Genomic DNA, 16,321 nt, shown 5'->3' with positions numbered 1-16,321 from the left:
GATGCAAACGGGTGATTAGCTCAGCTGGGAGAGCGTCTGCCTTACAAGCAGAATGTCGGCGGTTCGATCCCGTCATCACCCACCACTTCCGAGAAACTTGCGAAAGCAAGAGGTAGGCTGAAATGCCTCCACCGACGCGCAGCGGTAGTTCAGTCGGTTAGAATACCGGCCTGTCACGCCAGGGGTCGCGGGTTCGAGTCCCGTCCGCTGCGCCATTATTTACGAAGCAGATCAAGGTCTGGTTCGCGATTGAAAAGCACCGAAGCTTTCAGTCAAACGAGTTACTTGGGCGAAAGTCCAAAGCGATACGCAGCGGTAGTTCAGTCGGTTAGAATACCGGCCTGTCACGCCGGGGGTCGCGGGTTCGAGTCCCGTCCGCTGCGCCATATCCGCACCAAGGCCCACTGAACGCCTTGGCGCTACGAAGAAACCACTGGTTGCTTCGAGTCGATAGCAAAAACCCTGGTCGAAAGACCGGGTTTTTTTGTGTCTGAAATTTGGCTTTTTCTGTCTTTTTCTCCTGGCTGCTGATCTTTCTGCGCACTTGCTGCATAAAGCACTTGGTTCGTCGCTGCAACATTAATTAGAATCACTCTCATTTACGACTCCTGGCACAGGGCTTCTTGAGATGAGTGATGCAGCGATGCCGAAGGAGCAAACCCTTCACGACCTGTACCGCGATCACCGTGGCTGGCTTGAAGGCTGGTTGAGGCGGCGCATGGGCAATGCCTGCGATGCGGCGGATCTCAGCCAGGATACGTTTTTGCGTTTGCTCGCCAGTTCTCAGCGGATTGCCGATCTGCACGAACCCCGTGCCTATTTGCTGACGGTGGGCAAGCGCCTGCTGAGCAACTTCTACAAGCGACGTAGCCTGGAGCAGGCGTACCTGAACGCGCTGGCATTGCTGCCTGAAGACTGCGTGCCGTCCCCGGAACAGCGCTGGCTGTTGCTGGAAACCCTGCAAGCGCTGGACGAGTTGCTCGACGGATTGCCGCGCCCAGTACGCAGGGCGTTCCTCTGGAGTCAACTTGAAGGTTTGAGCTATCAGCACATTGCCGAGCGCCTGAAAGTGTCGCAGCGCACGATCAAGCGCTACATGGCACAGGCCTACGAGCACTGCCTGTTGGTGGAACTGTGAACAGTGCCGCGCCCGACGCCCGCCAAGTGGTCCGTGCCGCTGCGCAATGGCTGGCGTTGCTGGAGTCCGGCGCAGCCACCGAGCAGGATCGCGCGAATCTGCAGCGGTGGCGCGAAACCTCGGCCAGTCACGAGCACGCGTGGCAGAAGGCACAGGCCTTGCGTCAACGCTTTACCGACCTGCCACCGGCATTGGCCCTGAGCACGCTCGACCGCCCTGATCCCGGACGGCGCGTGGTGCTCAAGCGTGCCTTGGGCGCGGTGGCTTTGGTGCCAGCGGCCTGGCTGATCAGTCGGCAGTTGCCGCTGGAAATCTGGCGTGCCGATTTGCACACCGCCACCGGCGAGCGCAAACAGGTGCAATTGGCCGATGGCAGCAAATTGCAACTCAATACCGCCAGCGCCGTCGATGTGGACATGCCGAATCGCCATGTGAAATTGGTGGAGGGCGAAATGTCGTTGAAGGTGTCGGGTGTCTCACCGCTGACGATCCAGACCCGGTTCGGTCAGGTGCTCGTTGATCAAAGCGAAGTCTGTGTTCGTCAGGATGCCCTGGGCTGCCGGGTGTCGGTGTTTAGCGGTGCAGTGCAGTTGCGACCTTTGCAGGGCGCCTTGCTCACGCTTGGGGCCGGTCAGCAAACCAATTTGCGAGCGTCAGGTGCCGGAGCGGTGCAAGCCTTTGACGTGCTCCAACCCGGTTGGCGTGAAGGCGTACTGATGGCCAACAATCAGCCGTTGGGGGATTTCCTGCGTGAACTCGACACCTATCGGCCAGGTGTCTTGCGCTGGGAGCCGGAACTCGAAACGCTGCGTGTGACCGGCAGTTTTCGGCTGGACGATACCGATCGCATTCTCGCGCTGCTCTCTGCGAGTCTGCCGCTGGAAGTGCAAATGCGGACCCGCTATTGGGTGACGTTGCTGCCACGCAAAAAAGTTGTGTGAGGTCTGTCCCCTTTTCTCGACTCGCTTGTCATTCAAGGCAACTGAACGAACAAGAGAGCTTCTTCAAATGCCCGCAGTAAAGTCCTGCTGTCCGCGCCCGGTGTCGTCCGGTCTGCGTCCGTTGTTGCGCCTGAGCCTGATGTTGAGCCTCAGTGCCAGCCCGCTTTTGATGAACAGCAGTTGGGCCGATGACGCCGCCCGTCGCAGTTACCAGGTGCCCGCCGGAGGCCTTGGCGATGCGTTGACACGGTTCGCCGGTTTGGCGGGAGTCAATCTGTCGGTCGATCCGGCGCTGGTCAGCGGTCGCAGCAGCGCCGGCTTGTCCGGTGAGTTCGGAGTGGAAGAGGGCTTTGCCCGCTTGTTGCAGAACTCGGGCTTGCAACTGCAGCCAGTGGGCGAACGCGCCTACATTCTGATTCCGGCACCATCAGGTAGCAGCCTGCAATTGGGCGCGACTTCCATCCTCGGTGCCGTTGATTCCGAACATGGCGACCCCTATGTCGGCGGCCAGGTCGCGCGCCGAGGGTCGCAAGGGTTGCTGGGCTCGCAGGATTTCATGGAAACACCGTTCAGCATGACCACCTACACCAGTGAAACGGTGAAAAACCAACAGGCACGGACCTTGGGCGACCTGGTCGCCAGCGATCCATCAGTGCGCACCACCAACCCGGCTGGCGGGCGTTACGAGCAATTCACCATTCGCGGGCTCAGCCTGTTCAACAGCGACGTTTCCTATAACGGTCTCTACGGCGTCTTGCCAACCTATACGATCGATATGGAAATGGCCGACCGCGTCGACATTCTCAAAGGCCCGAGCCAACTGATCAATGGCATCTCGCCGCGAGGCAGCGTGGGCGGCGGGATCAACGTGGTGCCCAAGCGCGCCACTGACCAGCCGATCACATCGTTTACCGGCAGCTATGCATCCGATAACCAACTCGGCGGTGCCGTGGATGTCGGGCGGCGCTTTGGCGAAGGTGACATGTTCGGCATTCGCTTCAATGGCGTGAAACAGTCTGGCGACACCGACTGGGATCACCAGAGCGTCGACCGCGAAATGGCCGTGCTGGGTCTGGATTTTCGCGGTGAGCGCCTGCGGCTTTCGACTGACATCGGCCACACTGAGCGCGATACCGATGCCCCGCAAGAGCGCGTGCAAATCGGCCCCAATGCAAAGGTGCCGAATGCCAACGATGTCCGCGACAACTATGCGCAGCCCTGGAGTCAGGCGCGAACCACGGACACCTTCGGCACGCTGAACGGCGAGTTCGATGTCAGCGATTCAGTCATGCTGTACGGCGGCGTGGGGGCGCGCAAAAGCAACCATGACTTCCTCCGGCATGCCGTTGCGGTCACCAATGACGCTGGCAATTTCAGTGTTCAGCCGCGTGACTTTACCCGCGACGAAAATGTCCGCACGGCCACGGCGGGCGTGCGCAACTGGTTCCATACCGGGCCGGTGAGCCATCAGGTCAACCTGGCGGCCAGCTATTTCTACATGGACTTCGAAAATGGCGGCGCGCGTTATGCGGCAGCCCCGAGCAACCTCTACAATCCTCGGGAAACACCTACACCTGTGCGGCCGACGCGTTTCGATCCAGAGGTCTATACCGAGAACCGCTTCAGCAGCATTGCGTTGTCCGACACCCTGGGCTTTTTTGATGATCGAGTGTTGCTGACACTCGGTGGCCGTTGGCAGCGGGTCAAGGTTGATGACTGGTCGGATGACGTCAAAGGCGATACCGCCTACGACGAAGAAAAGTTCTCGCCATCGGGCGGCGTTCTGTTCAAGGCGACCGACAAGCTGTCGCTGTACGCCAACTACATGGAAGGCTTGAGCCAGGGCAAGATCGCGCCGTCGACCTCGGTGAACGAGGACGAGATTTTCCCGCCGTTCATCAGTCGCCAGGTCGAAGTCGGTGCCAAGTACGACGCCGGAGCATTCGCCGTCACCGCTGCGGTGTTTCGCATCAAGCAGCCGGCCTACGAAACCAACGCCACGACGCGAGTCTTTGGCCCCAATGGCAAACGCAATAACGAGGGTGTCGAGTTGAGCGTCTTTGGCGAACCGCTCAAGGGGTTTCGGTTGCTCGGCGGTGTGATGTACATCGACAGCGAGTTGACCGATACCACCAATGGCACATTTGACGGCAACCGGGCGCCCGCGACGCCGAAATACAACGTCAACCTCGGTGCCGAGTGGGACGTGCCAAACGTGCAGGGCCTGACTTTGACCAGTCGCGGGATCTATTCCAGTTCGCAGTATCTGGATCAGTCCAACAACAAAGAAATCGACTCTTGGGAGCGATTCGACGTCGGCGCACGCTATGCGTTCAGGGTCGACGAAAAGACCATTACCGTGCGGGCCAATGTCGAGAACGTGGCCGACAAGCGTTACTGGAGTTCGGCCGGGGCTTCGGACGACAGCGAGCCTGGGTTGACGCTGTCGACGCCGCGGACCTATTTGCTGTCGGCGACTGTGGATTTTTGAGCACTGAGCAAGTGTGGCGAGGGAGCTTGCTCGCGCTGGACTGCGCAGCAGTCCCCGCATGGGGCGTTTCGCACCCCGACGGGAGCAAGCTCCCTCGCCACAGGTTCAAAGCAACGTTCAGCCCTGCAAATAAACCGCATGGGTATGGGTGTACTCATACAGCCCATGCTTGCCATCCGCTCCGCCAATCCCGGATTTACGCACACCGGCATGGAAGCCTTGCATCGCTTCGAAGTTCTCGCGGTTGACGTAAGTTTCGCCAAAATCCAGCTCGCGCATGGCATGCAGGGTTTTGCCAAGGTCACGGGTGTAGATCGACGAGGTCAGGCCATAGTCGCAGTCGTTGGCCAAGGCGATGGCTTCGTCCAGGTCATCGATGATCTGGATCGGCAGCACCGGACCGAAAATCTCTTCGCGCATGATTTCCATGTCGGCGCGGCAACCGGCTAAAACAGTGGGCTGGAAGTGGAAACCATTGGGCAGATCGGCCATCTGTCCGCCACTGATCAAGTTTGCACCCTGGCTCAACGCAGTACGGACTTTGCGGTTGACGCTATCCAGGCCTTGGCGATTGATCAGCGGTCCCATCTCGACGTCGGGCTGTGCGATTGGGTCGCCATAGCGAGTCGCGCTCATCGCCGCAGCGATGCGTTCGATGAATTGATCCGCAACCTTGCGCTCTACATACACCCGCTCGGCGCAGTTGCACACCTGGCCGCTGTTGATGATGCGTGAGTCGCGGATGGCTTTGACCGCCAGATCGAGGTCAGCGTCAGCCAGTACAATCGCCGGGGCTTTGCCGCCCAGTTCCAGGTTGAGCTTGGTGATGTTCGGCGCGGCGGCGGCCATGATGCGCGATCCGGTGGCGACGCTGCCGGTGAAGCTGATCATGTCCACGCCTTTGTGCGCGCTCAATGCCGCGCCAACCTGGCCGTCACCGCATACCACGTTGAACACGCCGGGCGGCAGGTCGGTTTCGGCCACGAGGCGGGCGAATTCGAAGCAATTGTTCGGGGTTTCTTCGCTGGGTTTGATGACGATGGTGTTGCCGGTCAACAGCGCCGGGGCCATTTTGCGGGCGATCAGAAAGAACGGGAAATTCCACGGCAGAATCCCGGCCACCACGCCCAGCGGTTTGCGGAACAGGAAGATGTTTTCGTTCTGGCGGTCACTGGTGATGATTTCACCTTCGATGCGCCGCGCCCATTCGGCCATGTAGTCGAGGTAATCGGCCGTGAAGTTGACCTCGACTTCGGCCAGGCCATTGATCTTGCCTTGTTCCAAGGTGATCGTGCGTGCCAGGTGCGAGACGTTTTCCCGCAATTTGGCAGCGATGCGGCGCAGGTAGCCGGCGCGATCATTGGCCGGTTTGCGCGCCCAGTCCTTTTGCGCCGCACGGGCCGCGGCGAGGGCGCGTTCGACGTCTTCGGCGGTTGAGGCGGGGACTTTCGACAGCTCGGCGCCGGTAGCCGGGTTGATCACATCGATGTGGGCAGCGCTGGCCACGAACTGGCCGTTGATGAAGTTTTCGTAAACAGGCACGGACGACATGGGGACGACTCCTTGGCAGTTCAGTAAGTGCGTGAAGGCGCTTGAGTGCTGGCGGGTTCGCGGTAACGGGCGAGGGTGGCCATGGCGCTCTGACGCAGCAAGCTGATGTCGATGGCTACCGCGATGAACTGGCAGCCCCAGCTTTGGTAGCGACGGGCGTCTTCTTCGTTGGGGGCGAGGATGCCGCAGGCCTTGCCCGCCGCGAGCGTGGCGTCCACCGCGTGGCGGATACGTTGCTGAACGTCCGGATGGCCAGGATTGCCGGCGTGGCCCAGGCCAATCGACAGATCCGCCGGGCCGATAAACACCGCATCCACGCCTTCGACGGCAGCAATCGCTTCGACGTTTTCCACGCCGATCCGCGATTCCACCTGCACGATCAGGCACAGCTGTTCGTGGGCGGTATTGAGATAGTCGGGTACGCCATCCCAGCGTGTGGCGCGGGTCAGGCCGCCGCCGACACCGCGAATGCCGTGGGGCGGGTAACGCATGGCGCGCACCAGTGCCTGGGCTTGTTCGGCGGTTTCAACCATCGGGATCATCAGTGTCTGCGCGCCGATATCCAGCAGTTGCTTGATCAGGTTGGCATCGCCATTCACCGCGCGCACGACTGGCGCGGTGGAGTAGGGGGCGACTGCCTGCAATTGCGTCAGTACGCCGGGCACGGTGTTCGGCGCGTGCTCGCCGTCGATCAGCATCCAGTCGTAACCGGTGGTGGCGACGATCTCGGCGGCGTAGCCGGTGGCGAACCCGGCCCAAATGCCGTACTGGGTCGCGGGTTTGTTAAGCGCAGCCTTGAAAGCGTTGTGCGGCATGTTCATGTCGAGCTCCTTTCTCAGCGGCTGTAGGGCCGATGCAGTTGGCATTCGGGGTTGAGTGTCACGCCGAAACCGGGCTGATCAAGTTCCGACAGACGCATGCGGCCATTGACCGGCACCGGTTCGCCGAGCAATTGCGGATGGAACATCGGCACCACTTCGTCTGCCTTGGGCGCCATCATCAGGAACTCGGCGAACGGGCTGTTATGGCGAGTGGCGACGAAGTGATAGCTGTACACCGAGGAACCGTGCGGAATGACCAACGCATTGTGCGCGTCGGCGAGGGCCGAGATTTTCACCAGTTCAGTGAGGCCTCCGCACCAGCCGACATCCGGCTGAATGATGTCGCAGCAGCCCATCTCCAGCAGCATGCGGAAGCCCCAGCGCGTGGCTTCGTGTTCGCCGGTGGTCACCAGCATGCCTTTGGGCACGTTGTTGCGCAGCGCCGCGTAGCCCCAGTAATCGTCCGGTGGCAGGGCTTCCTCGATCCACTTCAAACCATGTTCGTGGGCGCCGACCGCCAGTTTGGTGGCGTAGTTGAGGTCCAGGCTCATCCAGCAATCGAGCATCAGCCAGAAGTCCGGGCCAACGCGTTCACGCATGGTCGCCAGTTCTTCGAGGTTCTTGCGCAAGCCTTCCTCGCCTTCGGCGGGGCCGTGGTGCAGCGGCATCTTGCCGCCGATGAAGCCCATTTTCTGCGCCAGGTCCGGGCGGGCGCCGGTGGCATAGAACTGCAATTCGTCGCGCACCGCGCCACCGAGCAACTGATGCACCGGCTCATGGCGGATCTTGCCGAGCAAGTCCCACAGCGCCAGGTCGACGCCGGAGATTGTGTTGATGACGATGCCCTTGCGCCCGTAATACAGGGTCGACTGGTACATCTGGTCCCAGATTTTTTCGATGTCGGTGACGCGAGCCCCTTCGAGGAAGCGCGCCAGGTGTTTCTCGACGATGTAAGCGGCAGGCTCACCGCCCGTGGTCACGGCGAAACCGACGGTGCCGTCGCTGGCTTCAATCTCGACCACCAAGGTGCCGAGCACGTTGATGCCGAAGGTGCGGCGGCTCTGGCGGTACTCGGGATATTTGCTCATTGGCGTGGCGATGTGATCGTCGATCCAGTGGCCGTCCGCTTGATCGTGATAATCCGCGCCACCGCCGCGCAGGGTGAAAGCGCGGACGTGTTTGATGGTTGGAATGCCCATGGTGTGATTCCTTTTTTTAAACGGCGGTCAGGTTAGATGGTGGCCGGTTTGTTCGAGGCTTTATGCCCGGGCGCACGTACGCCCAGCACCAGCAACGCGGCGATGACAGTGGTAGCGGACAGCACATACAAGCCGGCTGCCGGTGAATGGAAAGCGCCTTCGGCCCAGTTCTTCAGCACCGGGGCGATGAAGCCGCCGAGGGCGCCGAACGAGTTGATCAGGGCGATCCCGGCCGCGGCGGCGCTGCCGGCGAGGTAGCTGGAAGGGAAGGTCCAGAACACCGGTTGCACGGCGATGAAACCTGAAGCAGCGAAGCACAGGGCGATGATGCCCAGCAGCGGGTTGCTGAAGGTTACCGAGCAGGCGATCCCGGCGGCGGCCATGAGCAAAGTCAGGCATGCGGTGCGGCGACGTTCGCCGGTACGGTCGCTGTAGCCGGGAATCAGGTAGGCCGCGATCAGAGCGCAGATCCATGGGATCGCGGTGACCAGTCCAACCATCAGCCCGACCTTGGTGCCGAGCAGTCCACCGACCTGGGTTGGCAGGTAAAACACCACGCCGTAGACGCTGGCCTGGATCAGCAGGTAGATCAGGCACAGGTAAAGTATCGACGGCTGGCAAATCACGTTGAGCAGGCTGCGGCCGTGGTTCTGTTTATGGCTATCTTCCTGATCGAGCAGGCTCTGCACTTGTTGGCGCTCTTCGACGGTCAGCCACTTGGCATCGGCCGGGCGATTGTCCAGATACCAGTAGGCCCAGACGCCCACTGCCGAGGCCATCAAGCCTTCAACGGCGAACAGCCATTGCCAGCCGTGGAACCCGGCAAAGCCGTCCAGTTCCAGCAGCAGACCGGACAACGGGCTACCGAAGATGAACGCCAGCGGCGCACCGAAGTAAAAGAAACCCATGGCCTTGCCGCGCACAGCGCTGGGGAACCAGTAGGTGAGGTAAAGGATCACCCCGGGGAAGAACCCGGCTTCGGCCACGCCCAGCAAAAAGCGCAGGACGTAGAAGGTGGTTTCGTTGTGGGCAAAGACCATGGCTGCAGAAACCAGGCCCCAGGTGACCATGATCCGGCACATCCACAAACGGGCGCCGACGCGGTGCAGGATCAGGTTGCTCGGTACTTCGAGCAGCGCATAACCGACAAAGAACACCCCGGCGCCAAAGGCGAACGCGGCATCACTGATGTTGGTATCGGCTTGGAAGGCTTGCTTGGCGAACCCGACGTTGGCGCGGTCGAGGAAGGCCATGATGTACATCAACAAGAGAAACGGCAGCAGCCGCCAGGAAATTTTGGCGAGCAGAGGCGCAGGTAGAGTCTTCATCGCAGTTTTCCTTTGGTAGGGCATTTGTTCTTATGGGGAAGACTGTACGGCCGCTGATCGATGCGTTACAAATCGAATCTAGCTCACAACTGATACCTTGAGGGTATCGATAAAAAGGTTTGCCATGACCACGCCGATCATCTCCCGCAGCCTGCTCAATCGCCTGCGCTACAAGCATCTGCACATGCTGGTGACGCTCAGCACCAGCCAGAACCTGCACCGCGCTTCGCAAAGCCTGAACATGTCGCAACCGGCGGCCACGCGCATGCTCCATGAAATTGAAGACATGTTCGGTTGCGACCTGTTCGAACGCTTGCCCCGGGGCATGCGACCGACGGCGCTGGGCCAGGAACTGGTGCGTTTTGCCGAATCGGCCCTCAGCGGTCTCGACCGTTGCGCCGAGGACCTGATGGCGCGGCAGCAGGGCGGTTACGGCTACTTGTCGATCGGCACCATCATGGGCGCAGCGCCGGATCTGGTCATGGATTCGATTGCCGAGATCAAGTCGCTCAATCCGCAATTGCGGATTCGCATCATGGGAGACACCAGTGACCAGGTGATCCAGTTGCTGGAACAGGGCCGTATCGACCTCGCCATCGCCCGGCGCAACGCCGCCACCGACAGTGAGCACTACGTCTTCGAACAACTGGGCAATGAACGTTTGCTGGTGGTGGTGCACGCCGGCCATCCGCTGGCCCGACGCAAGAAGCTGGAAATGGCGGAACTGGTCAACGGCTGGCCCTGGATTCTGCAACCTGAAACCAGTCCGGCGCGCATCGGCCTGGATCAAGCCTTGCAGCGCCTGGCGCTGCCGCTGCCGGCAGACATTATTGAATGCAGCTCGGTGTACTCGATGCAGCAACTGATTCAACTGACCGACGCGATCATGGTGCTGTCGGAAACCGCACTGCGCGACTACCTGAAAATGGGCCTGGTGGTGGCGCTGCCGGTGGAGCTGGATGTGCAATTGGCGCCATTCGGACTGTTGTTGCGCAAGGGGGAGCACATCAGTCGGGAGTTGGGTTTGTTCATTGACCTGCTGCGGCGAAAAGCCGCGGTTTTTTGATCTCATGGTCAGTTTTTTGTTTTCCGCGCGCGCATAAACCTTTAAAGTTAACCTTTCGGTCAGCTTTGCACTGTCGACACAGCCCTTTGCATCGTCAAGAAGGGCTTCTGCAAGACTCGAGATTCCCAGTACATAACCAGAAGGGCGGACCCCATAACCGCCCAGAGGATGATCCATGTCCAACCGTGATATATCCCGGCGCTCGTTCCTTCAGGGCGGGCTGGTAGCGGGTGTGAGCGTGACGCTCACGCCATTGAGCAGCCAGGCGCTGGCCGCCTTGATGGAAAACAGCGTGACCGTGCCGTCCGAGCAGTGGCTCGGCAACAATGGCCAGGCGCGCGCCCGTAACGATGCCTTGTCCAAGGTTTGCGGCAGCAAGGTTTTTGCCCGCGACATCCGCGCCAAGGACATGCCGGGCTGGCCGCAGCAGCAAGGCCACGCCATGCTGCTGAAAACCATCAAGGCCGACCACATCTTTGCCGGCATCGACCTGGCGTGGCTTGGCGCCGATCTGCAACCGGATCGCATCGTCACCGCCGAAGACCTGGTCAAGGACGGCATCGTGTTCCCTGAAGAACACGCGCCGGATCCGCTGCTGCCGGCAGGCAAGGTGCCGATGTTCATCGGTCACCCGGTGGCGATCCTGATCTGGAACGATTTCGAGCGGTTCCGCAAGGCCAAGGCTCAACTCAAATTCAATGACAAAGCGATTCGTTACGGTGCCAAGGTGCCGTATTACGAAGGCGATCCCTACGGCAGCTTCCGCTATGTGCGCGTGGGCGGGCCGACCTCGGCGGACGAAGACGAATTCGCCAGCCTCAAGGACTCGATCCTGTTTCCGATGCTGAAAAACCGTCGGCCGGTGTGGAATTCCCAGCCGAACCTGCACGGCAATCTGACCGAGCGCGGCTTGTTCTACGCCGAGCGCATGAAGCAGCAGATCGACACCCCGCCGGATAACTGGCTGGTGTTCGACGAGCGCTACAAGACGCCGTCGATCGAACCGGCCGCGATGGAACCGGACAACGGCAACGGCTGGTACGACCCGGCCACCAAGACCCTGCACTTTGTCGTCGCTACCCAATGTCCGCTGGAAACCGCGACCGAGACCGCGAAGATGATCGCGCCGTCGCGTTTCGGCCTGGCCAACCTGAACATGCACCCGGGCTACACCGTTGGTTACGGCTCCAAAGACCACAACATTTTCGTCTACTACGCCGCCCTCGCAGCGTTGTACGGCGCCGGTGTACCGGTACGCCTGGCCAACGACCGCTACGAGCAATTCCAGAGCGGCATCAAGCGCCATCCATTCGATATCCGCTATCAACTGGCCGTGGACAAGACCGATCACAGCTTCAGGATTTTCCGCGCCGAGATGAGCGTCGACGGCGGTGGACGTGTCAACTACAGCCCATCCGTGGCAGCGGTTGGCGCTACGGCGGCGCAGTCGATCTACTACATGCCGCAGAACGATTTGCAGGTCACGGCCTATCATTCGCGCGCGGTGGAAGCCGGTTCGATGCGTGGCTACGGCACCCTGCAAAGCATGGCGTCCACCGAGATGATGGTCGACGAAATCGCCGATCGCCTCGGTGTCGATGCCATTGAATTGCGGCGCAAGAATGCGCTGCGTTCGGGCATGAAAAACACCCAGGGCGCGATCCCGGCCGGTGCCTTGCGCCTGCATGAAATTCTCGACAAGGCTGCCGTTCACGACACCTGGAAAAATCGTCACGCGATCAAGCAACAACGCGAATCAGCCGACCCGGACAACTGGTATGGCATCGGTTTCGCCATCTGCCAGAAAGACTTCGGCACCGGTTCGGAAGCGCCGATGGCCAGCATCGAATACACCGTTGACGGTCGTATCACCCTGCGCCACATCGGTATCGAAATCGGCACCGGCATGTCCACTTCCCAGGCAATGGTGGTGGCCGATTTCCTCGGCAACCCGGCACACGAAGTGAAGACTGGCGAAACCGAATGGAAGGAGTTGCAGCTGATCAGCGGCGGCAACCCCTACATCATGAGCCAGGCCGAGCAGGACAACTTCCTGCGCAACCCGCGCTGGGTCGGCAAGGTCGCTTCGGCGTCGTCGGCCACCAACTCGGCGTACTACTTCAGCCACGCCACCCGTGAAGCGGCGCGTGTGCTGTTCAACCACGGCTTGTGGCCAGCGGCGCTGGAGATCTGGCGCCAAGGCCCTTACGGCGGCCAGGCCAACCCTTATGTGGTACGCCGTGAAGACGCCCATTGGGTCGACGGCAAGCTCACCGCCAACGGCATGGAACCTTTGCCCTTTGCAGTGCTAGCCAAGCGTGCTCACGAGCGCGGTCTGGTCACTGGCGCGACGGTCCATGGTTTCAACCGCTGGAGCTGGGCCGAGGCCGAGTTCAGCATCGATGGCGTGCGCGAGCGTCTGCCGCTCGATGGCCTGGCGGTGAAGTACGGCGACGGTGCGCCGAAAGCAAAGAAAGCGCAGATGAACAGCGCTGGTTTCCATCTGCTGGACCGGCAGAACATCGCCTACCCGGCGACTCAGTTGAACAACGCGGCGGTGACTTACTACAGCCCGGTGGCGACGCTGGTGGAAGTGAAGGTCAACAAGGGTTCGCACGAAGTGTCGGTGCTCAACCATCACTCGTGGGTCGAGTGCGGTCGGGTACTGGTGCCGGAACTGGTCAAGGGTCAGCTCGAAGGCGGCATCGCCATGGGCATCGGCCATGCGCTGATGGAAGAAATGCCGCTGTACGAAGGCGGGCCGGGGGAGGGTGACTGGAACTTCAACCGTTATCGCCTGCCGATGGCGCGTCACGTTGCGGTGTGGAAACAGACCGCGGAAATCCTGCCGCCATTGTCGCCGAGCGACCCGTCCAAGGGCATCGCCGAAGTGGTGATGATCCCGGTGGTCGGTGCCATCGGAAACGCTGTGGCCCATGCCATCGGCAAACGTGTCCGTGACTTGCCTATCACTTCTGCCCGCATCAAGGAGGCCCTCAATGGCTAACCGTCCGCTTCAACTGACCCTCAACGGTCAATCCGTCGGCCCGGTGGACATCCCTGATGACCTGCCGATGATCGATTACCTGCACGAGTACAAGAACCTCACCGGTTCGCGCCTGGGCTGCGGCCAGGGCATTTGCCACGCCTGCGTGGTGATCGTTGATAACCCGGACGGCACCAGCGAAGAAGTGCGCACCTGCATTACTGGCGCGCACTATTTCGAAGGCAAGAAGGTGCGCACCATCGAAGGCCACGCGACCCGCGACGAGCAGGGCAAGGTCACTGAACTGAACCCGATCCAGCAGCGCTTCGTCGACGAATTCGCCTTCCAGTGCAGTTACTGCGCGCCTGGCTTCGTCAATGCCGCGACGGTGCTGGTAGAGAAGCTGCAGCGACAGCCCATCGTCAAAAGCCAACTGGAAAAAGTCATCGAGGACAGCCTCGGTCATCACATCTGCCGTTGCACCGGCTACGTGCGCTACTACAGCGCCACGCGCAACGTGCTGACTGATCTCGGCCTGGTCAAGGAGGGTTAAGCATGAAACAACTACTTAGCCGTCTCGCGTTGACGGTCGGCCTGGCAGCGCCTGTGTTGCTGGCTCACGCTGACGATGCGCAGGTCAAGCAGGGCGAATACCTGGCCCGTGCCGCCGACTGCATGGCGTGCCATACCGCGCCGGGTGGCGCGCCGTATGCGGGCGGCCTGCCGATCGTCTCGCCGTTCGGCACGATCTACGGCACCAACATCACGCCGAGCAAAGAGCACGGCATCGGTTTGTACAACGATGACGAATTCTTCGCTGCGTTGACCGAAGGCAAGCGCCGCGATGGGGCGAACCTGTACCCGGCGATGCCGTACACCTCGTATCATTTGATCCCGCGTGCAGACTCCGACGCGATTCATGCCTACTTGAAAACCATCGCGCCGATCGAGCGCGCTGCACCGGTCACTAGCCTGAGCTTTCCGTTCAATGTGCGTCCTGGTCTGATGGGCTGGAACATGATGTACGGCAAGGACGTGAAGCTGGAATCCGCCGAAGGCAAGAGCGAAGCCTGGAAGCGCGGCCAGTACATGGTCGACGTGCTCGGTCACTGTGGCGAGTGCCACACGCCACGCGGTTTGCCTGGTGCGATGCAGATGGACAAGCGCATGACCGGTGGCGTTCTCAATGGCTATCTGGCGCCGAGCCTGTTGGCCACTGACCTGGCCGCGCGTGGCTGGAATCATCAGGACCTGAGCTCGTTCCTCAAGCACGGCATGAGCGCCCAGGGCACGATGTTCAACGAGATGTTCCCGGTGTTCCACAACAGCACTCAGGGCCTCACTGACCCGGATCTGGCCGCCATGGCCACCTTCCTGCTCGGCGATCAGCCGCCAGCGGCAAAAGTGCTGACCGACGTGCCACTGGAAAAACTCAGCGCCAGCGCCCAGCGCGGGCGTCAGGACTACTTGAACGTCTGTGCCGGTTGCCACGCGGTCGATGGCGAAGGCAAGCCACACATCGCCGTGGCCATGCGCGGCAATACCACGCTGCGCCTGGAAGATCCGCGCAATCTGGTGCGGGTAATCGACGACGGTATCGGTGAACAGAAATTCTCCGGGTTCGAGCACATGCAACCGATGCCCGGTTTCATCGAAAAACTCAGCGATGCACAACTCACCGACTTGCTGAACTACCTGCGTCAGGGTTGGGGTGGTCTGCCGGGCGACCTGGCGGTAAACGACGTGCAGAAGCTGCGGGCCGATGCGCCGCTCGAGCACAAGGCGCACTGACATGCAGCATCTCGATCTGCAAGTGGTGCGGCGGGCGCTGGAGTGGTCGTTGGCCGGGCAACGCGTCTGGCTGTGCACGGTGCTCGCCACTTACGGCTCGGCGCCCCGTGCGCCGGGTTCGCTGTTGGCAGTCAATACCGACGGCCAGTGGATCGGTTCGCTGTCCGGCGGCTGTGTCGAGGAAGACTTTCTTGAACGCGTCGCCGAGGGCGCGTTTGACGACGCCGTCGGCGTCGTGCGTTACGGCGAAGGTGACGATCCGCGCTCGCGGGTCAGCTTGCCCTGTGGTGGCGTGCTCGACGTACTGGTAGAGACGCTTGAATCTGATTGCGATGTTCAGGCGCATTTGCGGGAGCTGGAGTCGGCGCTATTGGGCCGACGCCGCTTGATCCGTGAAGTCGATCTGGCCAGTGGGGCGCGCAGTCTGCTCGATGATCGCGAGCAGGGTGTTCGCGTCGAGCGTGAGGTCGACCGTGTGCGGCTGCGCATCGGTGCCGCTCAGCGCTTGTTGCTCGCCGGCTACTCCAGCGTGGCCCAGACCTGTGCGGAGTTTGCCGTGGGCCTGGGCTTCGAAGTGATTCTGTGCGATCCGCGGGATGAAGTGCTGGAAGGCGTGGTCTTGGAAAACGTAGAGATTCGTCGTCAATTGCCGTCAGTGTTCATCGCCGATGGTGGCTGCCACAGCGACACGGCCGTGGTGGCGCTGACCCACGACCCGCGTATCGACGACTTGGCCATGATGGAAGCGGTACGCACCGAGGCGTTCTACATCGGCGTGATGGGCTCGCTGCAGACTTCGCGCAAGCGCTTCGAGCGCTTGCGGCGCATTGGTGGCTTGGGCGATGCCGAACTGGCGCGGATTCATGCGCCAATAGGCTTGAACCTGGGCAGCAAGACGCCAGCGGAAATTGCTCTTGCGGTACTGGCCGACATCCTGCGAATCCGCAGTGGTATCGCACGGGACAAGCTGTAATCACTGATCCCTTGTAGGAGCGAGCAGGCTTACTCC

General features: G+C 61.1%; 13 protein-coding genes and 3 tRNA genes. 11 read left to right on the top strand and 5 right to left on the bottom strand.

What is annotated here, in order from left to right; translation table 11 throughout:
• Positions 1–9 precede the first annotated feature (9 nt).
• The 3 genes from D8U73_RS18475 (at position 10) to D8U73_RS18465 (ending at position 386) form a co-directional block, all read left to right on the top strand.
• A tRNA-Val gene (locus tag D8U73_RS18475) sits at positions 10–85 on the top strand.
• Positions 86–138: 53 nt separating this feature from the next.
• Positions 139–215 (top strand) — tRNA-Asp (locus D8U73_RS18470).
• 94 nt (positions 216–309) lie between these two features.
• Positions 310–386, top strand: a tRNA-Asp gene (locus D8U73_RS18465).
• Positions 387–419: 33 nt separating this feature from the next.
• Here D8U73_RS18465 and D8U73_RS18460 read toward each other — a convergent pair.
• A complete protein-coding gene (locus tag D8U73_RS18460) occupies positions 420–599 on the bottom strand; it encodes a hypothetical protein (RefSeq protein ID WP_130905368.1) in 180 nt (59 codons plus the stop codon).
• 29 nt (positions 600–628) lie between these two features.
• Here D8U73_RS18460 and D8U73_RS18455 point away from each other — a divergent pair, with 29 nt between their 5' ends.
• The 3 genes from D8U73_RS18455 (at position 629) to D8U73_RS18445 (ending at position 4,570) form a co-directional block, all read left to right on the top strand.
• The gene (locus tag D8U73_RS18455) at positions 629–1,138 is read left to right on the top strand and encodes a sigma-70 family RNA polymerase sigma factor (RefSeq protein WP_056853697.1); all 510 of its coding nucleotides are present in this window, start codon (positions 629–631) and stop codon (positions 1,136–1,138) included.
• Positions 1,135–2,079 carry a FecR domain-containing protein gene (locus D8U73_RS18450; protein ID WP_130905367.1) on the top strand — a complete coding sequence of 315 codons (945 nt, stop codon included), beginning with the start codon at positions 1,135–1,137 and terminating at the stop codon, positions 2,077–2,079. The genes D8U73_RS18455 and D8U73_RS18450 overlap by 4 nt, the downstream gene beginning before the upstream one ends.
• Before the next feature lie 67 nt (positions 2,080–2,146).
• Positions 2,147–4,570, top strand: coding sequence for a TonB-dependent receptor (locus tag D8U73_RS18445; protein WP_130905366.1), 2,424 nt, complete (start codon positions 2,147–2,149; stop codon positions 4,568–4,570).
• Between the two features lie 117 nt (positions 4,571–4,687).
• Here the strand turns inward: D8U73_RS18445 and aldA are convergent, their stop codons facing one another.
• From aldA to D8U73_RS18425, 4 genes are read right to left on the bottom strand one after another with little or no spacing between them, the layout of a single operon-like run.
• Positions 4,688–6,121, bottom strand: coding sequence for an aldehyde dehydrogenase (gene aldA, locus D8U73_RS18440; RefSeq protein WP_130905365.1), 1,434 nt, complete (start codon positions 6,119–6,121; stop codon positions 4,688–4,690).
• A 20-nt stretch (positions 6,122–6,141) separates the two neighbouring features.
• Positions 6,142–6,942 carry an HpcH/HpaI aldolase/citrate lyase family protein gene (locus D8U73_RS18435; RefSeq protein ID WP_130905364.1) on the bottom strand — a complete coding sequence of 267 codons (801 nt, stop codon included), beginning with the start codon at positions 6,940–6,942 and terminating at the stop codon, positions 6,142–6,144.
• Between the two features lie 14 nt (positions 6,943–6,956).
• Positions 6,957–8,141 carry an L-rhamnonate dehydratase gene (gene rhmD / locus D8U73_RS18430; protein WP_130905363.1) on the bottom strand — a complete coding sequence of 395 codons (1,185 nt, stop codon included), beginning with the start codon at positions 8,139–8,141 and terminating at the stop codon, positions 6,957–6,959.
• Between the two features lie 32 nt (positions 8,142–8,173).
• A complete protein-coding gene (locus tag D8U73_RS18425; RefSeq protein WP_056853691.1) occupies positions 8,174–9,469 on the bottom strand; it encodes an MFS transporter in 1,296 nt (431 codons plus the stop codon).
• Positions 9,470–9,593: 124 nt separating this feature from the next.
• On the opposite strand from D8U73_RS18425, the gene D8U73_RS18420 reads away from it, so the two are divergent.
• From D8U73_RS18420 to D8U73_RS18400, 5 genes are all read left to right on the top strand, one after another.
• Positions 9,594–10,535: a LysR family transcriptional regulator gene (locus D8U73_RS18420; protein ID WP_056853690.1), complete on the top strand. Its 942-nt coding sequence runs from the start codon at positions 9,594–9,596 to the stop codon at positions 10,533–10,535.
• A 175-nt stretch (positions 10,536–10,710) separates the two neighbouring features.
• A complete protein-coding gene (locus D8U73_RS18415) occupies positions 10,711–13,542 on the top strand; it encodes a xanthine dehydrogenase family protein molybdopterin-binding subunit (RefSeq protein ID WP_130905362.1) in 2,832 nt (943 codons plus the stop codon).
• The gene (locus D8U73_RS18410) at positions 13,535–14,074 is read left to right on the top strand and encodes a (2Fe-2S)-binding protein (RefSeq protein ID WP_007982256.1); all 540 of its coding nucleotides are present in this window, start codon (positions 13,535–13,537) and stop codon (positions 14,072–14,074) included. Before D8U73_RS18415 ends, D8U73_RS18410 begins: the two co-directional genes overlap by 8 nt.
• A gap of 2 nt (positions 14,075–14,076) precedes the next feature.
• On the top strand, positions 14,077–15,312 hold the full coding sequence (locus D8U73_RS18405) for a cytochrome c (protein ID WP_130905361.1): 1,236 nt from the start codon (positions 14,077–14,079) through the stop codon (positions 15,310–15,312).
• A gap of 1 nt (position 15,313) precedes the next feature.
• Positions 15,314–16,285: an XdhC family protein gene (locus tag D8U73_RS18400; RefSeq protein ID WP_130905360.1), complete on the top strand. Its 972-nt coding sequence runs from the start codon at positions 15,314–15,316 to the stop codon at positions 16,283–16,285.
• Positions 16,286–16,321: the final 36 nt, after the last annotated feature.

The organism is Pseudomonas sp. Sample_22, from assembly GCF_004307635.1.
GTDB lineage: Bacteria > Pseudomonadota > Gammaproteobacteria > Pseudomonadales > Pseudomonadaceae > Aquipseudomonas.
The sequence above is the reverse complement of the archived record's forward strand: the minus strand, read 5'-3'. Positions and strand labels throughout refer to the sequence as shown.

What these genes read in the sequence shown, in the direction of transcription:
- rhmD (WP_130905363.1), bottom strand. Translation starts at nt 8,141, where the DNA reads ATGGGCATTCCAACCATCAAACACGTCCGCGCTTTCACCCTGCGCGGC.
- D8U73_RS18435 (WP_130905364.1), bottom strand. Translation starts at nt 6,942, where the DNA reads ATGAACATGCCGCACAACGCTTTCAAGGCTGCGCTTAACAAACCCGCG.
- D8U73_RS18460 (WP_130905368.1), bottom strand. Translation starts at nt 599, where the DNA reads ATGAGAGTGATTCTAATTAATGTTGCAGCGACGAACCAAGTGCTTTAT.
- D8U73_RS18415 (WP_130905362.1), top strand. Translation starts at nt 10,711, where the DNA reads ATGTCCAACCGTGATATATCCCGGCGCTCGTTCCTTCAGGGCGGGCTG.
- D8U73_RS18420 (WP_056853690.1), top strand. Translation starts at nt 9,594, where the DNA reads ATGACCACGCCGATCATCTCCCGCAGCCTGCTCAATCGCCTGCGCTAC.
- D8U73_RS18400 (WP_130905360.1), top strand. Translation starts at nt 15,314, where the DNA reads ATGCAGCATCTCGATCTGCAAGTGGTGCGGCGGGCGCTGGAGTGGTCG.
- D8U73_RS18405 (WP_130905361.1), top strand. Translation starts at nt 14,077, where the DNA reads ATGAAACAACTACTTAGCCGTCTCGCGTTGACGGTCGGCCTGGCAGCG.
- D8U73_RS18445 (WP_130905366.1), top strand. Translation starts at nt 2,147, where the DNA reads ATGCCCGCAGTAAAGTCCTGCTGTCCGCGCCCGGTGTCGTCCGGTCTG.
- D8U73_RS18455 (WP_056853697.1), top strand. Translation starts at nt 629, where the DNA reads ATGAGTGATGCAGCGATGCCGAAGGAGCAAACCCTTCACGACCTGTAC.
- D8U73_RS18425 (WP_056853691.1), bottom strand. Translation starts at nt 9,469, where the DNA reads ATGAAGACTCTACCTGCGCCTCTGCTCGCCAAAATTTCCTGGCGGCTG.
- D8U73_RS18410 (WP_007982256.1), top strand. Translation starts at nt 13,535, where the DNA reads ATGGCTAACCGTCCGCTTCAACTGACCCTCAACGGTCAATCCGTCGGC.
- aldA (WP_130905365.1), bottom strand. Translation starts at nt 6,121, where the DNA reads ATGTCGTCCGTGCCTGTTTACGAAAACTTCATCAACGGCCAGTTCGTG.